This is a genomic window from Pseudomonas putida, from assembly GCF_050989985.1.
GTDB lineage: Bacteria > Pseudomonadota > Gammaproteobacteria > Pseudomonadales > Pseudomonadaceae > Aquipseudomonas > Aquipseudomonas putida_AI.
In genome coordinates this window covers 6,451,928-6,470,603 of record NZ_CP158815.1, presented here as the reverse complement: position 1 = coordinate 6,470,603, position 18,676 = coordinate 6,451,928, and the positions used below count along the sequence as shown (strand labels likewise).

At 60.2% G+C, this 18,676-nt stretch carries 12 protein-coding genes; 3 read left to right on the top strand and 9 right to left on the bottom strand.

All coding sequences use genetic code 11. The annotated features are described in order from the left end of the window. Positions 1-24: 24 nt before the first annotated feature. The 5 genes from ntrC to glnA form a co-directional block, all read right to left on the bottom strand. On the bottom strand, positions 25-1,461 hold the full coding sequence (gene ntrC / locus ABTV29_RS29470; RefSeq protein ID WP_433768020.1) for a nitrogen regulation protein NR(I): 1,437 nt from the start codon (positions 1,459-1,461) through the stop codon (positions 25-27). Then, complete coding sequence (glnL, locus tag ABTV29_RS29465) at positions 1,458-2,543, bottom strand: nitrogen regulation protein NR(II) (RefSeq protein WP_433768019.1); 1,086 nt, start codon at positions 2,541-2,543, stop codon at positions 1,458-1,460. Before glnL ends, ntrC begins: the two co-directional genes overlap by 4 nt. A gap of 220 nt (positions 2,544-2,763) precedes the next feature. After that, entirely contained in the window at positions 2,764-3,381 is a 618-nt protein-coding gene (locus ABTV29_RS29460; RefSeq protein ID WP_433768018.1) for a DUF4124 domain-containing protein, read from the bottom strand. Then, positions 3,378-3,893, bottom strand: a complete 516-nt coding sequence (locus ABTV29_RS29455; protein ID WP_433768017.1) for a DUF4124 domain-containing protein — start codon at positions 3,891-3,893, stop codon at positions 3,378-3,380. The genes ABTV29_RS29460 and ABTV29_RS29455 overlap by 4 nt, the downstream gene beginning before the upstream one ends. 296 nt (positions 3,894-4,189) lie before the next feature. Next, the gene (glnA, locus tag ABTV29_RS29450) at positions 4,190-5,596 is read right to left on the bottom strand and encodes a type I glutamate--ammonia ligase (protein WP_110965907.1); all 1,407 of its coding nucleotides are present in this window, start codon (positions 5,594-5,596) and stop codon (positions 4,190-4,192) included. 329 nt (positions 5,597-5,925) lie between these two features. On the opposite strand from glnA, the gene thiI reads away from it, so the two are divergent. Further along, complete coding sequence (thiI, locus tag ABTV29_RS29445; RefSeq protein WP_433768016.1) at positions 5,926-7,380, top strand: tRNA uracil 4-sulfurtransferase ThiI; 1,455 nt, start codon at positions 5,926-5,928, stop codon at positions 7,378-7,380. Between the two features lie 139 nt (positions 7,381-7,519). Continuing rightward, a complete protein-coding gene (gene typA / locus ABTV29_RS29440) occupies positions 7,520-9,340 on the top strand; it encodes a translational GTPase TypA (RefSeq protein WP_433768015.1) in 1,821 nt (606 codons plus the stop codon). Between the two features lie 119 nt (positions 9,341-9,459). On the opposite strand, the gene ABTV29_RS29435 is transcribed toward typA, so the two are convergent. From ABTV29_RS29435 to ABTV29_RS29420, 4 genes are all read right to left on the bottom strand, one after another. Then, positions 9,460-10,869, bottom strand: a complete 1,410-nt coding sequence (locus tag ABTV29_RS29435) for an efflux transporter outer membrane subunit (RefSeq protein WP_433768014.1) — start codon at positions 10,867-10,869, stop codon at positions 9,460-9,462. Next, positions 10,866-13,958 carry an efflux RND transporter permease subunit gene (locus ABTV29_RS29430; protein ID WP_433768013.1) on the bottom strand — a complete coding sequence of 1,031 codons (3,093 nt, stop codon included), beginning with the start codon at positions 13,956-13,958 and terminating at the stop codon, positions 10,866-10,868. Before ABTV29_RS29430 ends, ABTV29_RS29435 begins: the two co-directional genes overlap by 4 nt. Continuing rightward, on the bottom strand, positions 13,955-15,133 hold the full coding sequence (locus ABTV29_RS29425) for an efflux RND transporter periplasmic adaptor subunit (protein ID WP_433768012.1): 1,179 nt from the start codon (positions 15,131-15,133) through the stop codon (positions 13,955-13,957). Before ABTV29_RS29425 ends, ABTV29_RS29430 begins: the two co-directional genes overlap by 4 nt. 386 nt (positions 15,134-15,519) lie before the next feature. Next, entirely contained in the window at positions 15,520-15,960 is a 441-nt protein-coding gene (locus tag ABTV29_RS29420; protein ID WP_433768011.1) for a YkgJ family cysteine cluster protein, read from the bottom strand. A 257-nt stretch (positions 15,961-16,217) separates the two neighbouring features. Between ABTV29_RS29420 and ABTV29_RS29415 the strand changes: the two genes are divergently transcribed. After that, entirely contained in the window at positions 16,218-18,668 is a 2,451-nt protein-coding gene (locus ABTV29_RS29415; protein ID WP_433768010.1) for a glycogen/starch/alpha-glucan phosphorylase, read from the top strand. Positions 18,669-18,676: the final 8 nt, after the last annotated feature.

The following is an 18,676-nucleotide window of genomic DNA, read 5'->3' as shown; positions in this document are numbered from 1 at the left end:
GAACGACGATGACTTTAAGGCTGTTTAACCCTCGTCCCCTTCATCCTCATCTCCACCATCGACCTTCATCCCCAGCTCTTTGATCTTGCGAGTCAGGGTATTGCGCCCCCAGCCCAGCAGGACCGCGGCATCCCGACGGCGACCCGCTGTGTGCTTGAGGGCGGTCTCGATCATGATCCGCTCGAAGGCAGGTACGGCGCTGTCCAGCAGGCTCGACTGGCCGCGAGCCAGTGCCTGGTCGGCCCACTGGCGCAGTGCCTGCTCCCAGTTGGTCACCGGCGCCGAATCCTGTGGCAGGCTCAGCAGCTCCGGTGGCAGATCGCCGATGTGCACTTCACGACCCGAAGCCATCACCGTGATCCAGCGGCAGGTGTTTTCCAGCTGGCGAACGTTGCCCGGCCAGGGCAGGTTTTTCAGGTATTCCTCGGTCTCGTTTTTCAGCAGCTTCGGCTCAACCGCCAGCTCCTGCGCGGCGCGGCCGAGGAAATGCTTGGCCAGGGTCGGGATGTCTTCACGGCGATCCGACAGGCGCGGAATGTGGATGCGGATCACGTTCAGGCGGTGGAACAAGTCCTCACGGAATTTCCCGGCGTGCACCAGGGTTTCCAGATTCTGGTGGGTCGCGGCGATGATCCGCACATCGACCTTCACCGGCACATGCCCGCCCACGCGGTAGAACTCACCATCGGCCAGCACCCGCAGCAGACGGGTCTGGGTATCGGCCGGCATGTCGCCGATTTCGTCGAGGAACAGCGTGCCGCCATCGGCCTGCTCGAAGCGCCCGCGACGCAGGTTGGCGGCGCCGGTGAAGGCCCCTTTTTCGTGACCGAACAGCTCGGACTCCATCAGATCCTTCGGAATCGCGGCCATGTTCAGGGCGATGAACGGCGAAGCCGCACGCGGGCTGTGGCGGTGCAGGGCGTGGGCCACCAATTCCTTGCCAGTCCCCGACTCACCGTTGATCAGCACGGTGATGTTGGAGTGGCTCAAGCGGCCGATGGCGCGAAACACTTCCTGCATCGCCGGCGCTTCGCCGATGATTTCCGGAGTGCGGGTCAGCGCTGGAGCGACTTCCAGGCCTTGCTGTTCCTGGGCGTGCTGGTTGGCGCGCTTGACCAGCGACACCGCTTCATCGACATCGAACGGCTTGGGCAGGTATTCGAACGCGCCGCCCTGATAGGACGCGACAGCGCTGTCCAGATCGGAATGAGCGGTCATGATGATCACTGGCAGCCGTGGGTGCTGTTCGCGAATCCGTGCCAGAAGGTCCAGGCCGCTGGCACCAGGCATGCGAATGTCAGAGATGATCACGTCCGGTTGCTGGCGTGCCAGGCGGCTCATCACGCCATCGGCGCTGTCGAAGCTTTGCGTGGTCATGCCTTCCTGTTGCAGGGCCTTTTCCAGAACCCAACGGATAGAACGGTCGTCATCGACGATCCACACGGTTTCACTACGGCTCATGTCGATGTGGCTCCTTGTTCCAGTGGCAGAAAGATCGAGAAAGTGGTGTGGCCTGGGTGGCTGTCACACTCGATCAGGCCCTGGTGCTGGCTGATGATGTTCTGGGTAATGGCCAGGCCCAGCCCGGTACCGTCCGGACGACCGCTGACCATGGGAAAGAAGATGGTTTCCTGAAGTTCCGCAGGAATGCCCGGGCCGTTGTCGATGATTTCGATCTTGGTCACCAGGCGATGGCGTACGTGGCCGATGGTGAATTGGCGCATGGTGCGGGTACGCAGGGTGATGCGGCCCAGGCGCAGTTCGTTCTGGCTGCTGATGGCCTGCATCGCGTTGCGCACGATGTTCAGCACGGCCTGGATCATCTGCTCGCGATCGATCAAAACGTCGGGAATGCTCGGGTCGTAGTCGCGCACCAAAGTGATGCAGCCCTGGCTTTCCGCCTCGACCAGCTGACAGACGCGCTCCAGCACTTCGTGGACGTTGCACATCGCCAGCGACGGCAGCTTGTTGGAGCCGAGCATGCGATCGACCAGATTGCGCAGGCGGTCGGCTTCTTCAATGATCACGTTGGTGTAGTCGCGCAGGCTTTCTTCCGGCAGTTCGCGGGCCAGCAGCTGTGCCGCGCCGCGAATCCCGCCCAGTGGGTTCTTGATTTCATGGGCCAGGCCGCGCACCAGCATCTTGCTGGTTTCCTGCTTCGACAGCTGCGCCTCTTCCTTGGTGATCCGCAGCAAGCGGTCGCGGGGGTGGACCTCAAGCAGCAACATCGTGTCGCCGCCACTGAGGATCGGCGTAACCGCGTAATCGACCGTCAGGGTCTGGCCGGTGAGTGCTGTGAGCATGGCTTCGCGCTTGGTGAACGGGTGGGCCTGCTGGACCGCCTGGCGCAACGAATTCAGGGCTTCGGTGGATTCGGTGAACAGCTCACTGATGAATTGGCCATGGCTGCGCTGGCCGCTGATGGCCAGGAGCATTTCCGCCGCCGGGTTCATGTACTCGAGGCGCAACTCGGCGTCGAGCAGGATCGTCGCCGTGGTGAGGTTATCGAGCAGCAAACGGTGTAGTGCGTCGCTGATGGTCATTCAGGACCTCTTTTGGCGCATGAATAAAAAGCCGATGCGAGGAAACTGCAAGAACCAAACCAAGGCTCCGAAAAGAAGCGCGCGGCCCCTGAAACAGGCGTTTGACGCTCGATTGCGTGGCGCTCTGCCGGCTTTGGCGGGTCGTTTCGAACCAAAATGGGTTGCAGCGAGAAAACGATGCAACTATTCGCACCAATATAGTGCGCAAACCTGAACAGGGTTAGAAGAAGCGCAAAAACGGATTTTTTTCTTCAACAGGTTTGTCGGCGAGCGGGCATTCCGGGCGCTGGCCGAAGTCTTCGAGGGTGCAGGGTCTGACCTTGCGTTTTTGCGCCAGTGACATGCGCAGCATGTGCATCGGCTGATTGGCGGTGCGCTCGACGGTCCGGCCTTGTTCGTCGAGGATTTCCACGGACAGTTGATGGGTGCCGCGGTCGACGTTGGTCAGCGGGAACACCGGGCTCAGGCCTGGTTCGGCAGTGGGTTGGCCATCAAGCAGCAAGCGATAACGATGGCCTCGTTGCAGACCCGGTTCGCTGGTCACGCTGACAATGATTTCCCCGGCGGTGCTGCGCACGGTGGCGTCCGGTTCCGGCACCAGGATACGCAGCAGGTCATAGCGAAACGGCGGTTTCTTCTCCGGCTTCTGGCTACTTGCGATGGCAGGCGCAGTGTTCGGAGCGGACATTCGATTGCCGGTCGCCAGCGGTACATGTTTGGCGTTACCGGTTTTTGGCTGGTCGGTGAACACTCGATTGCCCTGGGCGTCGACGTAGGTGAACACCTCTGCCGAGGCGGGCAGCGCGAACAGGCAGGCGATCAGCAGCCAGGCCTTCAAGGCTTGTGTACCCGTTGCACAGTGAAGGTCACGGTGGGGCTTTGCTGTATGACTGTTTCCCCGTCGATCACTTGCACGGCGAGGCTGTGCAGGCCGCGATCGATGTTGACCAGTTGCAGGGTCGGCACATTCCCCGGCTGACCGTAGGGTTGGTCGTCCAATAGCAGCCTGAACAGATGCGGACCTTGCAGGCGCGGCTTGATCAGTACGTTGACGGTGAAGGTGCCATTGTTGGCGCGCAGGGCTTCGGTGGTGGGCAGGCCGGTGAGCTCAAGGAGCTCGTAGGCACCATGGGGCTGTTCAGGGTTGCCGGCCCTGGCCGTTGGTGCAGGATTGCCCTGTGGCTGGGGTTCGACGCTGTTGAGCGGCGGCAGGTCGACCGGCCGGGCGGTCACGCCATCGGGTGGCTGGTTGCTGTAGGCGGTATTGCCGTCGTCGTCGGTGTACTTGTAGATCTGCGCCGCGGCGGGCAGGGCGATCAGCAGCAGGATGTAGAGAAAACCACGAGCCATAAAATCGACCGGAAGCGAAAGCGTTGGGTTGCAGCATAGGTCACGGGTGGCGGTTGTCTCAAACCGTTAACACCTGGCCATGATTTGCCCCGCTCCCCCAGGCGCTGCAAATCCCCTGTAGGAGCGAGCTTGCTCGCGATGGCGGACTGTCATTCGATAATGATTTTGACTGACCCACCGCTATCGCGAGCAGGCTCGCTCCCACAGTTGATCTCCATCGATTGTTAAATCCCGGGCACAAAAAAGGCCTCCCGAAGGAGGCCTCTTTTTACGCCGCTTGCGCAGGCGCTACTGGATTAGCAGCTGTAGTACAGGTCGTATTCCAGTGGGTGTACGAAGGTACGTACCTTGATTTCTTCTTCGCTTTTCAGAGCGATGTAAGCGTCGATGAAGTCGTCGCTGAAAACGCCGCCTTTGGTCAGGAACGCACGACCTTTGTCCAGCTCTTCCAGGGCTTCTTTCAGGCTGCCGCAAACTTGTGGGATCTCTTTGGCCTCTTCAGGCGGCAGGTCATACAGGTTTTTGTCAGCGGCATCGCCAGGGTGGATCTTGTTCTGGATACCGTCCAGGCCAGCCATCATCAGTGCGGCGAAGCACAGGTACGGGTTGGCAGCTGGATCCGGGAAGCGCGCTTCGATACGGCGGGCTTTCGGGCTCGACACGTAAGGAATACGGATCGAAGCGGAACGGTTGCGAGCCGAGTAGGCCAGCATTACCGGAGCTTCGAAGCCTGGAACCAGACGCTTGTAGGAGTTGGTAGCCGGGTTGGTGAAGCCGTTCAGGGCCTTACCGTGCTTGATGATGCCGCCGATGAAGTACAGGGCGGTATCGGACAGGCCGGCATAGCCTTCGCCTGCGAAGGTGTTCTTGCCGTCTTTCCACAGGGACATGTGCACGTGCATACCCGAACCGTTGTCGCCGTACAGCGGCTTAGGCATGAAGGTAGCGGTACGGCCGTAGGCATCGGCAACGTTGTGCACGACGTACTTCAGGGTTTGGGTTTCGTCGGCTTTCTTCACCAGGGTGTTGAACTTAACGCCGATTTCGTTCTGGCCGGCAGTTGCCACTTCGTGGTGGTGAACTTCGACGGTCAGGCCCATTTCTTCCAGTGCGTTGCACATGGAGGTACGGATTTCGTGGTCGTGGTCGAACGGTGGAACCGGGAAGTAGCCGCCTTTGACGCCTGGACGGTGGCCTTTGTTGCCGCCTTCCACGTCCTGGTCGGACATCCAGGAGCCTTGTTCGGAGTAGATCTTGAACATGGAGCCGGAGATGTCGGACTTGAACTTCACTTGGTCGAAGATGAAGAACTCTGGCTCTGGACCGGCGTATGCAGTGTCACCGATGCCGGTGGACTTCAGATACTCTTCGGCGCGCTTGGCGATCGCACGTGGGTCGCGGTCGTAGCCTTGCATGCTCGAAGGATCGACGATGTCGCAAACCAGGATCAGGGTCGGCTCTTCGGTGAACGGGTCCAGAACGGCAGTGCTGTCGTCCGGCATCAGGATCATGTCGGAGGCTTCGATGCCTTTCCAGCCAGCGATGGAGGAACCGTCGAACATCTTGCCGACTTCAAAGAAGTCTTCGTCCAGCGCGTCGCGAGCCGGCATGGTCACGTGGTGCTGAGTACCGCGGGTGTCCGTGAAGCGCAGATCAATCCACTTGACGTCATGATCTTTAATGAGTTGAACCGACTTCGACATACTGTCCTCCGGGGTGGCTTAGGGCGGGTAGTGGATGCCCTTAAATGTTTGTGATGCCGGCGCGAATACTCTGCCAAGGCAACCTGCCTCACAAGGGAGCAAATTGCATGCCAGTGCCCCAGCATGGGTTTTTTGCCCCAAATTCACGCTTATAGAGGTGCAAAGCCCAAAAAAGCGGAAATTCTCGCCCCTTAATGTAGCGTGCAAATTGGAAAGTGAACCGTTTTGGTGCGTGCAAAACCTTCTGCACATTAATTGGTTAAACCTTGAGCAATTTCCGCTATAATCCGCGCCCCCCTTTTTCGGCTGGCCCAGCGCGCGCTGTTTTCATGAAACTAATCGTAAAAGTCTTTCCCGAGATCACCATCAAGAGCCGCCCTGTACGGACGCGTTTCATCCGTCAGCTGGCCAAGAACATCCGTGCCGTGCTCCGCGACCTGGACCCGGCTGTGGTGGTGAACGGCGTGTGGGACAACCTCGAGCTGGAAACCCGCGTCAGCGACCCCAAGGCCCTGAAAGAGATGGGCGAGCGCCTGAGCTGCATGCCGGGCATCGCGCACTTCCTGCAAATCGACGAGTACCCGCTGGGCGATTTCGACGACATCGTCGAAAAGTGCAAGCAGCACTACGGCGAGGCGCTGGCCGGGAAGATTTTCTCGGTGCGTTGCAAGCGTGCCGGCAAGCACACCTTCAGCTCGATCGATGTCGAGAAGTACGTCGGCAGCCAGTTGCGCCGCCAGTGCGGTGCCGCCGGGATCGACCTGAAAAAGCCTGAAATCGAAGTCCGTATCGAAGTTCGCGACCAACGGTTGTTCGTGATCCACAGCCAGCACAACGGCATCGGCGGTTACCCGCTGGGCGCGCTGGAGCAGACGCTGGTGCTGATGTCCGGTGGTTTCGACTCCACCGTGGCGGCCTACCAGATCATGCGCCGTGGCCTGATGGCCCACTTCTGCTTCTTCAACCTGGGCGGACGGGCCCACGAACTGGGCGTCATGGAAGTCGCGCATTTCATCTGGAAGAAGTACGGCAGCTCACAACGCGTGTTATTTGTCAGTGTGCCGTTCGAGGAAGTGCTGGGAGAAATTCTCGGCAAAGTCGATAACAGTCATATGGGCGTAGTATTGAAGCGTATGATGTTGCGCGCTTCCTCCGCGATTGCCGATCGACTGCACATCGAGGCGCTGGTCACCGGTGAGGCGATCTCCCAGGTATCGAGCCAGACGTTGCCGAACCTGTCCGTGATCGACTGCGTGACCGACAAGCTGGTGCTGCGCCCGCTGATCGCCAGTCACAAGCAGGACATTATCGACACGGCCAACGAAATCGGCACCGCCGACTTCGCCCGGCACATGCCGGAGTACTGCGGGGTCATTTCGGTCAATCCGAAGACCGCCGCCAAGCGCTACCGCGTGGAGCACGAAGAGAAAGAATTCGACATGGCAGTGCTTGAGCGCGCGCTCGAGAACGCCAAGCTGGTCCCTATCGATCGCGTGATCGACGAGTTGGGCCAGGACATACAGATTGAAGAAGTCAGCGATGCGCTGGCAGGCCAGATCGTGATCGACATCCGTCACCCGGATGCCGCCGAGGATGACCCGCTGGAACTCGCTGGCATCGAGGTACGAACGATGCCGTTTTATGCACTGAACGCTCGTTTCAAGGAACTGGACCCTACTCGCCAGTACCTGTTGTATTGCGACAAAGGCGTGATGAGTCGCCTGCATGCCCACCATCTGCTCAGTGAGGGGCATGCCAATGTGCGCGTTTATCGACCGAGCTAAGTGCCCGGGGCTGTTTGCCTGTGGCCTGCGTCACCGGCCCCCCGATGCCACCGTCAAGCTGTAACGGCTTTCACGGACGCTACTGTTAATCGCTGCCAAGACTTGTCAGCACACCGAATCCTCTGATCGAGATACACAAGTGATCGAAAATCTACGCAACATCGCCATCATCGCCCACGTTGACCACGGTAAAACCACCCTGGTAGACAAACTCCTGCGTCAGTCCGGCACCCTGGAGCGCAACGAGCTCAACGACGAGCGCGTGATGGACTCCAACGACCAGGAAAAAGAGCGCGGCATTACCATTCTGGCGAAAAACACCGCCATCAACTGGAACGGCTACCACATCAACATCGTGGACACCCCGGGCCACGCCGACTTCGGCGGCGAAGTAGAGCGCGTAATGTCGATGGTCGACTCCGTTCTGCTGCTGGTTGACGCTCAAGACGGCCCTATGCCGCAAACCCGTTTCGTGACCAAGAAGGCTTTCGAAGCCGGTCTGAAGCCAATCGTCGTGATCAACAAGGTCGACCGTCCGGGCGCGCGTCCTGACTGGGTTCTGGACCAGATCTTCGACCTGTTCGACAACCTGGGTGCCACCGACGAACAGCTGGACTTCAAAGTCGTCTACGCCTCGGCCCTGAACGGCATTGCCGGTCTGGACCACACCGAAATGGGCGAAGACATGACCGCGCTGTACCAGGCGGTTGTCGACCACGTTCCAGCGCCAGCTGTTGACCGTGACGGCCCGTTCCAGATGCAGATCTCCGCTCTGGACTACAACAGCTTCCTGGGTGTTATCGGTGTTGGCCGTATCGCTCGTGGTCGCGTCAAGCCGAACACCCCGGTTGTCGCTATCAGCGCCGACGGCAAGCGCCGCAACGGTCGTATCCTGAAGCTGATGGGTCACCACGGTCTGCACCGCATCGACGTTGAAGAAGCAGCTGCCGGCGACATCGTCTGCATCAGCGGTTTCGACGAGCTGTTCATCTCCGACACCCTGTGCGACATCAACACCGTCGAGGCGATGAAGCCTCTGACCGTTGACGAGCCAACCGTTTCCATGACCTTCCAGGTAAACGACTCGCCATTCTGCGGTAAAGAAGGCAAGTTCGTGACCTCCCGTAACATCAAGGATCGTCTGGACAAAGAGCTGCTGTACAACGTTGCACTGCGCGTTGAAGAAGGCGACTCGGCTGACAAGTTCAAGGTTTCCGGCCGTGGTGAGCTGCACCTCTCGGTACTGATCGAAACCATGCGTCGCGAAGGCTTCGAGCTGGCCCTGGGCCGTCCTGAAGTGATCATCCGTGAAGTTGACGGCGTGAAGCAGGAACCGTTCGAAAACGTGACCATCGACATCCCTGAAGAATCCCAGGGCAAGGTCATGGAAGAGATGGGCCTGCGTAAGGGCGACCTGAGCAACATGGTGCCGGATGGCAAAGGCCGTGTTCGCCTGGAGTACAACATCCCTGCTCGCGGTCTGATCGGTTTCCGTAACCAGTTCCTGACCCTGACCAACGGCGCTGGCATCCTGACCTCGATCTTCGATCGTTACGCTCCAGTGAAGTCGGGCCACATGTCCGGCCGTCAGAATGGCGTTCTGGTTTCGGTTGAAACCGGCAAGGCTCTGACCTACTCCCTGGAAACCCTGCAGGCTCGTGGCAAGCTGTTCGTAGAACACGGCCAGGAGATCTACAACGGTCAGATCGTCGGCCAGAACAGCCGCGACAACGACCTGGGCGTCAACCCTACCAAGGGCAAGAAGCTCGACAACATGCGTGCTTCGGGTAAAGACGAAACCATCGCCCTGGTTCCACCTGTTCGCTTCACCCTGGAACAGGCTCTGGAATACATCCAGGAAGACGAGCTGTGCGAAGTAACTCCTAAGTCCATCCGTCTTCGCAAGAAGATCCTGGACGAAAGCGAGCGTACCCGCGCTGCCAAGAAAGCCAAGGCCTAATTAGCCCCGGCTGAACGAAAACGCCCCCGGTCGAAAGGCCGGGGGCGTTTTTGTTTGTGCGTCTTTTTTCGTTGTCGGGCGGGGGCTACTTCACCTCGGAAACACCCGTTCTTCGAGGATCAGGTCCTCTGATCCGGTATGACGTTGCCATCCTCAGTCTCCATGCCCGGTGCGCCCTGCGTGGGTGCAAGCCCAAGGCTGCGGTTGATCGCCACCCAGTGCAGCGCAACATCGACGTTTGCCTGAGCCTGGATACGCTGCACATTGAACAGGCTGCGCTCGGCATCCAGTACCTCCAGCATGGAAACCGTGCCTGCCTGGTATTGCTGCCTGGCCAGGTCGACCGCGCGGGTCGCGGCGGCAGTGGCCTTGTCGAGCTCGGTTTGTCGATGGATGCCCTGGCCGTAAGCCTGGATCGACGTATGGGCTTCGCGCAGCGCCTGTAAAAGGCTTTGCTGGTAAGCCAATCTGGCCTGTTCACGACGGGCATCGCTTGCCTCGATGCGTGAGCCGCTCCGGCCGAAGTCCAATAGTGGCTGGAACAATTGGCTGGTCAGTGCCCAAGGCGCGGCGCCCCCCTGCTCGAACAATGTCAGTGCGCTCAAGGTCAATTGAGGGAAGCGTGCTGCCCTGGTGGCGACGAGCGATTCATCGGCGGCGCGCAACCGTTGCTCTGCAGCCCGCACATCCGGCCGCTCGCGCAGTACCTCGGCGGGCATCGACAACAGTTGCGGCAGCGCGGACTCGGAAAATCGCAGGGATGGGGGAGAAGGCTCGGCAAGCAGGCTGTCGATCCGTGTCTGCTCGCTGGCCAGCAGGTAAGCGAGGTTGTAGCGGGCAGCTTGTGCCTGCTGCTGCGCCGTGGGTATCTCGGCGTGGGTGATCGCGAGCTGGGATTCGATGCGCTCCAGATCAAAACGATTGGCCGACCCCGACTCCAGGCGGGCCCGAGTCACCCGTGCGGTCTGCTCCTGGTTGATGCCGGCCTGGGTGGCGATTTCCATCAACTGCTGCGCCAGCCGGTATTGAAGGTAACTGTTGGCCACCTCTGCCATCAGGCTGAGGCGCAGGCTCAGATAGTCCTGGTGGACTGCATTGAGCTCGGCGCCGGCTTCATTGCGCAACGCTTTGAGGCGACCGAACAGATCGAGCTCCCAGACCATGTCCACGCCGTAGGAGTACTTGGTGCTCGTGCTTTCCTGCGCCGTCCGGGACCGGCCGTACTGCGCTGCGATGCCGACTTGCGGGTACAGCTCGCTGGCGAGCAAATTGTGCTGGGCGCGTACTTCGCGGACCCGTTCGATGGCAGCGGCCAGGTCCAGGTTGTCGCGAAGCGCGTGCGTGATGAGTTGGTTCAGCACCGGATCTTCGAAGCTTTCCCACCAGCGCGGTGCCAGGGAGGCGAGCACCTTATCGGGCGCTTCTGCCGATGCGGTCTGCATCGGCAGGCTTTCGGTGTCTGTATGACTGGAACAGCCGGTGAGAGAGGACAACAGAAGCAGCGTGAGCAGAGGTGTTCTGTACATCATTTGGAATGCTCCATGTCACGAGCTTGCTGGCGTTTGCCCCCTTGGAACAGGCGCTCGAGGGCCAGGAACACCACCGGTGTAGTCAGCAAGGTCAGCACCTGGCTGAGCAACAGGCCGCCGACGATCACCACCCCGAGGGGTTCGCGCAGCTCCGCACCGGTACCGAAAGCCAGCATCAACGGCACCGCGCCAAGCAATGCCGCCAGGGTGGTCATCAGAATCGGTCGAAAACGCGCCAGGCAGGCCTGGTGGATCGCTTCCCGTGGCGACAGGTTGCGTTCGCGCCGGGCTTGCAGGGCGAAGTCGATCAGCAGGATGCCGTTCTTCTTGACGATGCCGATCAGCATGATCAAGCCGATCAACGCCATGATCGAGAAGTCCAGTTGCCACGCCCACAGCAACAAAATCGCGCCGATTCCTGCCGAAGGCAGGGTGGAAAGGATGGTCAGGGGGTGCACAAGGCTTTCATAGAGCACACCGAGAATGATGTAGACGGCAATCACCGCAGCAAGGATCAGGAACCGCTGGCTGGCCAGCGATGCCTGGAATGCTTGAGCGGAGCCCTGGAAGGTGCCGCTCACCGAAACAGGCATGCCGATTTCCAGTTCCGTGCCCTGAAGGGCGGCAACTGCCTGGCCCAGGGCGACGCCAGGGGCCAGATTGAAGGACAGGTTGGCCGCCGGCAGCATGCCGTTGTGATTGATCACCACAGGGCCGCTCGTGGGCGGTTCCACTCGCGCAAATGCCAGCAATGGCACCATCTCGCCGGTCAGCGGAGAGCGCAGATGGAAGTAGCTCAGGCTTTCGCTATTGCCACGTTGCTCGGTGGAGAGTTCGAGTACAACCTTGTACTGATTGACCTCGGTTTGATACTCGCTGATCTGGCGCTGTCCGAATGCGTCATAGAGCGCGTTATCGAGGTCGCGAGCGGTGAAGCCATAGCGTGCCGCTTCATCCCGGTCGAGGGTGATTCGCGTGATGTTGGCATCCAGTTGCAGGTCGTGGGACACGTCACGGAACAATGGATTTGTGCGCAGGCGGTCGGCCAGGGTCGTCACCCAGGTTGCCAGTTCGTCACTGTTCTGCGCCTGGAGGACGTATTGATACTGGGCCCTGGGCTGGCCCGCGCTGAGGTTGATGTCTTGAACCGCGCGCAGGGATATCTGGATACCGGGGACCTGCGCCAATTGAGGGCGCAGCCGGTCGATGACCTGGCTGATTGTCGCGTCCCGCTCCCCCGGATCATTCAATACCAGCCACACCCGGCCATTGCCGATCGAGTCGGTGGTGCTACCGCCGATGGCATGGTTGTAGCTGATGACAGCCGGGTCCTTGCTGAATATCGCCTCCAGCTGCTTGTGCCTGTCGACCATCTCCTCATAGGAGACATCGGCAGAAGCGCGGGTAAAGCCCATGATGAAAGCCGTGTCCTGCAAGGGGAAAAACCCTTTGGGGATCATGACGAAACTGGCAACGCTGAGTACCACGCTGGCCAGAAACACCGCCAACATGCAGCGCTGATGATCCAGTGCCCACCCCAGGGCGCGATCATAGGCACTCAACAACCCGCTGAAGAAACCTCCCGATTGAGAGTGGCTGGGCGCCTTCATGAACAGCGAGGCCAGTGTCGGCGCCAGTGTCAGGCACGCCAGGACCGATATGACGAGTGTGGCGACCAACGTGAGGGCGAACTCACTGAACAGTCGACCCACGACGCCGCCCATGAACAGCAAGGGGATCAATGCAGCGATCAATGACACGCTGATCGTGACCACCGTGAAGCCGATTTCGCTGACGCCCTTGAGTGCGGCGCTGCGCTTGTCCTCGCCACGCTCCAGGTGGCGATGGATGTTTTCGATCACCACGATCGCGTCATCGACGATGAATCCCACGGAGATGACGATGGCCACCAGTGTCAGGTTGTTCAGGCTGAATCCCGCCAGGTACATCACGGCGCAGGTCGATACGATGGAGACACCGAGCACGAGGGTGACGATCAGCGTCGCCGACCACTGCCGCAGAAACAGCGCCATCACGCCAATCACCAGGACAATGGCGATGACCAGCGTCAGCTCAACTTCATGCAATGACGAGCGGATGGTGCGGGTTCGGTCATTGATCACTTCGACGTTCAAGTCCGCCGGTAAAACCGCCTGGAGCCCGGGCAGGGCCTGCTTGATGCGATCGGCGACGGCAACGATGTTCGCCCCTGGCTGGCGCCGGATCAGCAGCGATACACCGGACTGGCCGTCGGGCCAGCTTTGCGCATAGTCATCCTCAGCGCCCAGGCTCACTTTGGCCACGTCCCGCACCCGAACGGCCGCGCCATTGCGCCAGGTCACGATGACGTTGTCGTACTGCGCGGGTTCGAACAGTTGATCGTTGACCTCCAGGTTCGATACCCGATGGCCCCCGAACAATGCGCCTTTGGGCAGGTTGACACTGGCTTGCTGCACCGCGCTGCGAATATCCGCCAGGGTCACGCCCGCGGCCGCGAGCACCTCCGGCCTTGCCTGGATGCGGATGGCCGGGCGACGCTGGCCGATCACATTGATCAGGCCGACACCTTCGAGCTGGCTCAGTCGGCGCGACAGCACGGTTTCAGCAAGGTCGCTGACTTCGGTCAGGGGAAGCGTGTCGGAGTGGACGCCGAGGATCATGACCGCACCGTCCGCCGGATTGACCTTGCGCCAGACCGGCAGGCTGGGCATGTCGCTGGGCAGCCGGGCGGAAGCGGTATTGATCGCCACCTGCACCTCCTGAGCCGCGGTGTCGATGTTTTTCTCCAGGCTGAACTGCAGGGTCAGCGTCAGCTTCCCCAGGGAGCTGGTCGAGGTCATTTCGGTGATGCCGGCGATGGAACTGAGCTGCACCTCCAGGGGCGTTGCAACAGAGGACGCCATGGTTTGAGCGCTGGCGCCGGGCAGGCTGGCGGTAATCTGGATCGTCGGGAAATCCGCCTCGGGGAGCGGTGCAATGGGCAGGCGCAGGTAGGCGACGATGCCGAGAAGAACCAGGGCGAAACTCAACAGAAGGGTGCCGATCGGACGGTCCATGCACCAGGCGTAAACATTGCGTCTGGTCATCATGGCGTGCTCCGGCTGGCGACGGGGGCAATCGCTGTATCGGTGGCCTGGAGAATGGTCACCTCCGATCCGGGACGCAGCCGCGAATAGCCATCAGTGACAACCTGGTCCCCTGGCTGGATGCCCTCTACCACGGCGATGTCCGAGTCTGAGTACGTGACCTGCACTGGCTGGGGTGTCGCTTTACCCTCATTCAGGCGCCAGACAAAAGAGCCTTTCGCGCCTTGTCGCAGCGCTTTTTGCGGCACAACCAGGGCGTCTTGCAAGGTGCCGGCCTGAAGTGTGATCACCACCGACTGATCCGGCCAGAGATGCCATTGCGAATTGGCAACGGTGCCTTTGATCCGCACGGTCCCGGTCGCGTCGGACACCCGGTTGTCGATCAGGTCCAGAGGCCCCTCCCCCAGAAGCGTTCCGCCTTCACCGGAGTAGGCGCGTAATTGCACCGACGATTTATCAGCACTGGCCATCAGCGCCTGTAGCTGGGGAAGGCGGGCCTGGGGCAGGGCGAATTCAATGCTGATGGGGTCCAGTTGAACCAGTGAGAACAGCGCCTGTGCATCGCTTGCCCTCACGTAGTTGCCTTCGTGCAGATTGTGGAGGCCGATGCGGCCATCGGCGGGCGCATGAATCCGGGTATGGGACAGCTGAACCTGAGCGGCTGACACCGCGGCTTGCTGGCTCTTTAGCGTCGCTTGTAGTTGAGCAACCAGCGCGATTTGTTGATCCAGTGTCTGTGCAGAGACAGCTTGCGTGCTGGCCAATTCGCGATAGCGCTTGAGGTCGAGCGTTGCCGATGCCAGCTGGGCCTGTACAACCGTCTGCTGGGCCTTGGCCGCTTCCAGCGCGGCGACAATGGCGCGATCGTCAATGCGTGCCAGCAGGTCACCTTGCCTGACCTGCGCTCCCTCACGCACAGGCAACTCCAGCAACAGCCCGTCCACTTGGGGGCGGATATCGACACTGCGCAGTGAGCGTACGTTGCCGATGGCATTGAGAAGGACAGGGACGTCCCGGTGGCCAATCTCGATTGCACTCACCGGCACGGTGGGAGTGGTTGTCGTGGTGGTCATTGAGCTGCCTGGCCAAAGCCAGTAGGTCATCCCGCCAACAATGGCCAGTGTGCAAAAAGTCAAAGACGTGCTGATTAAAGTCCGGCGTATTTTGTGTGGTGGCATTAACGCGACCTCCTTGGTGATTATTGTTTTCACCGCACAAAGGGCACCTGTCATTAACCGTCGAAGTGAATGACGCAGAAGTTGGTTGCCAACAGGTATTCCGGGTGAGCCCCGGATGTTGTTTTTGATGTATTAACTAACTGTTATCAGGCGGCCGCATGAATGCCATGGATTGATTCATGCTGTTGCAGAGGGTGTTCTGTGGGTCTATGAAGGATTCGCTAAATAAAGAAGCTTCCTACTTATTAATAGGAAATCCCCTGCATGTAATAAACGCAGTTTTGCAAAAAGCGAAATACGGTGCGCAAAAAAGCCCGAACAAGTTGTCGGGCTCTTCAAATAATTGCGTAAGAAGTTTTTCAAATATTCGTTTAAGAAAACGAAAGTCAGAATTTTTCCAGCGTTCGACGGCTATTGGTCTCGCGCTCCACTTCCTTGGGCTTGTAAGCGCAATACCCTGGACGCGGCCCGATCTTCGGATGGTTGCGGCAGGTGTCCGGGCGCTTGTCATAAATGGTGCACAGACGGCTCTTACGATCCAGGTAATAGCAATCGTTGTTGCTCATGCGCTGCAAGGTGAAGATGCCCGATTTCTGGTTGAAGCGTTCGACCAACCCTTCCTTCTGCAGGCGCTTGGCGATGTTCTTGGGCGGATCACCCATCTCGAACTCATCGACCACGCCGATACGCACCAGATCCTTGATCTTGACCTCGACCGGCAGGGTGCAGCAGCTGGAGATGCACGAGCCGCACATCGGGGCCGAATATTTGGCCCAGGTCTCGAGACGGTCGATCTCGGCTGCGGCGATCAGGTTGGGCTTCATCATCGGGGGTTTTACCAGGCGTGTGCATCAGGGCGCGCGATCATACCGGGACTGGTGGATTTTTGAACAACCTTTCGCCAGATTTTTTACGCGCCGTCCAATAAACCGCCATTCCGGCACGGCACCTGCATTGATTCGTGCACATGACAATGTACTGTCGAGCCATTCGCATTCACGGGAAAAACTGCCGAACCAGAGCCTCTACCGCCTGTCAGACCGTCTAGGCTCAGACAACTCAAAGCTCGCTCGAGGTCCAATCGATGACTCAAGAACCACTTGTTCGCGAAGCAGAGGTGGCCGCATTCCGCGACGCCGTCTTGACCAAACTCACCTATGCGGTGGGCAAAGACCCGGATCATGCCTTCGACCATGACTGGTTCGAAGCCATTGCGCTGGCAGCGCGCGATCACATGGTCGAGCACTGGATGGACCACACGCGGCAGATCTACCGCAAAGGTCAGAAGCGGGTTTACTACCTCTCCCTGGAATTTCTCATCGGCCGGCTGCTCTACGACAGCTTGAGCAACCTGGGCCTGCTCGACGTGGCGCGCGAGGCGCTGACGGAGTTGGGCGTCGATCTGGAACGCATCCGCCTGCTGGAGCCCGACGCCGCGCTGGGCAACGGCGGCCTCGGTCGTCTGGCGGCGTGCTTCATGGAAAGCATGTCGACCCTGGGCATCGCGGGTCACGGCTATGGCATTCGTTACGAGCACGGCCTGTTCCGCCAGGCGATTGTCGACGGCTGGCAGCAGGAGCAGACCGAGCACTGGCTGGATTTCGGCAACCCCTGGGAGTTCGAGCGGCCCGAGGTGGTCTACCCGATCGGCTTCGGCGGCAGCGTCGAGACCGTGACCGATAGCGAGGGCAAGTCCAAGCAGGTGTGGCATCCGGCGGAAACCGTTCGGGCCATTGCCTACGACACGCCGGTGGTCGGCTGGCGCGGGGCGAGCGTCAACACCCTGCGTCTGTGGCGTGCCCGGGCCATGGAAGATCTGCATCTGGAGCGTTTCAACGCCGGCGACCACCTCGGTGCGGTGGCCGAAGTGGCCCGGGCCGAAAGCATTTCCCGCGTGCTCTATCCGGCGGACAGTACCGAAGCCGGCCAGGAGCTGCGCCTGCGCCAGGAATATTTCTTCGTCGCGGCCTCCTTGCAGGACTTGCTGCGCCGCCATCGCAACATGCACACCTCGGTGCTGACCCTGGGCGATCATGCGGCGATCCAGCTCAACGACACCCACCCCTCGATTGCCGTCGCCGAACTGATGCGTCAGTTGGTCGACGTGTATGACGTGGCCTGGGACGCGGCGTGGCAGGTCACGGTCGATACGCTGTCCTACACCAACCACACCCTGCTGCCAGAGGCGCTGGAAACCTGGCCGGTGGGCCTGATGGAGCGCATGCTGCCACGGCACATGCAGATCATTTACCTGATCAACGCCCAGCACATCGATTCGCTGCGGGCCAAAGGCATTCACGACTTCGACGTGCTGCGCGCGGTGTCGCTGATCGAAGAGGACAATGGTCGCCGCGTGCGCATGGGCAACCTGGCGTTCCTCGGCTCCCACAGCGTCAACGGCGTATCCGGGCTGCATACCCAGTTGATGCGCAAAACGGTGTTCTCGGAGCTGCACAAGCTCTATCCGGATCGGATCAACAACAAGACCAACGGCATCACTTTCCGCCGCTGGCTGTTCCAGTCGAACCAGGAGTTGACCTCGATGCTGGTCGATTCGCTCGGCCCGCAAGTGCTGGACAATCCCGAGGAGTCCTTGCTCGGCCTGGAGCCGTTCGCCGAGAAGAACGCATTCCGCAAGGCCTTCGCCGAACAGCGCCTGCACAGTAAAAAAGCCCTGGCGTACATCATTCACGAACGGCTGGGGGTGGCGGTCAACCCGGCGGCGATGTTCGACGTGCAGGTCAAGCGGATCCACGAGTACAAGCGCCAGCTGCTCAACCTGATGCACACCGTGGCGCTGTACCAGGCGATTCGCGCCGAGCCGGAAATCGACTGGGTGCCGAGGGTGAAGATCTTTGCCGGCAAGGCGGCGGCCAGTTATCACCAGGCCAAGCTGATCATCAAACTGACCAACGACATCGCCCGGGTGGTGAACAACGACCCGACCGTGCGCGGCTTGCTCAAAGTGGTGTTCCTGCCCAACTACAACGTCAGCCTGGCGGAAAGCATCATTCCGGCGGCGGACTTGTCCGAGCAGATTTCCACCGCCGGCTTCGAGGCTTCGGGCACCAGCAACATGAAGTTCGGCCTGAACGGCGCGCTGACCATCGGCACGCTGGACGGCGCCAACGTGGAAATGTGCGAGCGCATCGGTGCCGAGCACATGTTCATCTTCGGCCTCAGCGCCCAGCAGGTGGAAGCACGCAAGCAGAATCACGAGTTCAGCGCGGTGCCGGACATCGCCGCCTCCCATCGGCTCAACGATGTACTGCAGGCGATTCGCGGCGGGGTGTTCTCGCCGGATGATCCTGCGCGTTACACCGGGCTGATCGACTCGCTGGTGGACTACGACCGCTTCTTTGTCTGCGCCGATTTCGACTCCTACTGGAATGCGCAGATGCGGGTCGAAGCCCACTGGCACGATTCCCAGCAATGGTGGCGCTCAGCGGTGTTGAACACGGCGCGGATGGGCTGGTTCTCGTCGGACCGGACGATTCGCGAGTACGCCACGGATATCTGGAAGGCGTTGGGGTAACGCTCTGA

Excerpts from the sequence above, each read along its gene's own strand:
- ABTV29_RS29425 (WP_433768012.1), bottom strand. The coding sequence starts at position 15,133 with ATGCCACCACACAAAATACGCCGGACTTTAATCAGCACGTCTTTGACT.
- ABTV29_RS29455 (WP_433768017.1), bottom strand. The coding sequence starts at position 3,893 with ATGGCTCGTGGTTTTCTCTACATCCTGCTGCTGATCGCCCTGCCCGCC.
- thiI (WP_433768016.1), top strand. The coding sequence starts at position 5,926 with ATGAAACTAATCGTAAAAGTCTTTCCCGAGATCACCATCAAGAGCCGC.
- ABTV29_RS29435 (WP_433768014.1), bottom strand. The coding sequence starts at position 10,869 with ATGATGTACAGAACACCTCTGCTCACGCTGCTTCTGTTGTCCTCTCTC.
- ABTV29_RS29430 (WP_433768013.1), bottom strand. The coding sequence starts at position 13,958 with ATGATGACCAGACGCAATGTTTACGCCTGGTGCATGGACCGTCCGATC.
- ABTV29_RS29420 (WP_433768011.1), bottom strand. The coding sequence starts at position 15,960 with ATGATGAAGCCCAACCTGATCGCCGCAGCCGAGATCGACCGTCTCGAG.
- ABTV29_RS29415 (WP_433768010.1), top strand. The coding sequence starts at position 16,218 with ATGACTCAAGAACCACTTGTTCGCGAAGCAGAGGTGGCCGCATTCCGC.
- glnA (WP_110965907.1), bottom strand. The coding sequence starts at position 5,596 with ATGTCGAAGTCGGTTCAACTCATTAAAGATCATGACGTCAAGTGGATT.
- ntrC (WP_433768020.1), bottom strand. The coding sequence starts at position 1,461 with ATGAGCCGTAGTGAAACCGTGTGGATCGTCGATGACGACCGTTCTATC.
- glnL (WP_433768019.1), bottom strand. The coding sequence starts at position 2,543 with ATGACCATCAGCGACGCACTACACCGTTTGCTGCTCGATAACCTCACC.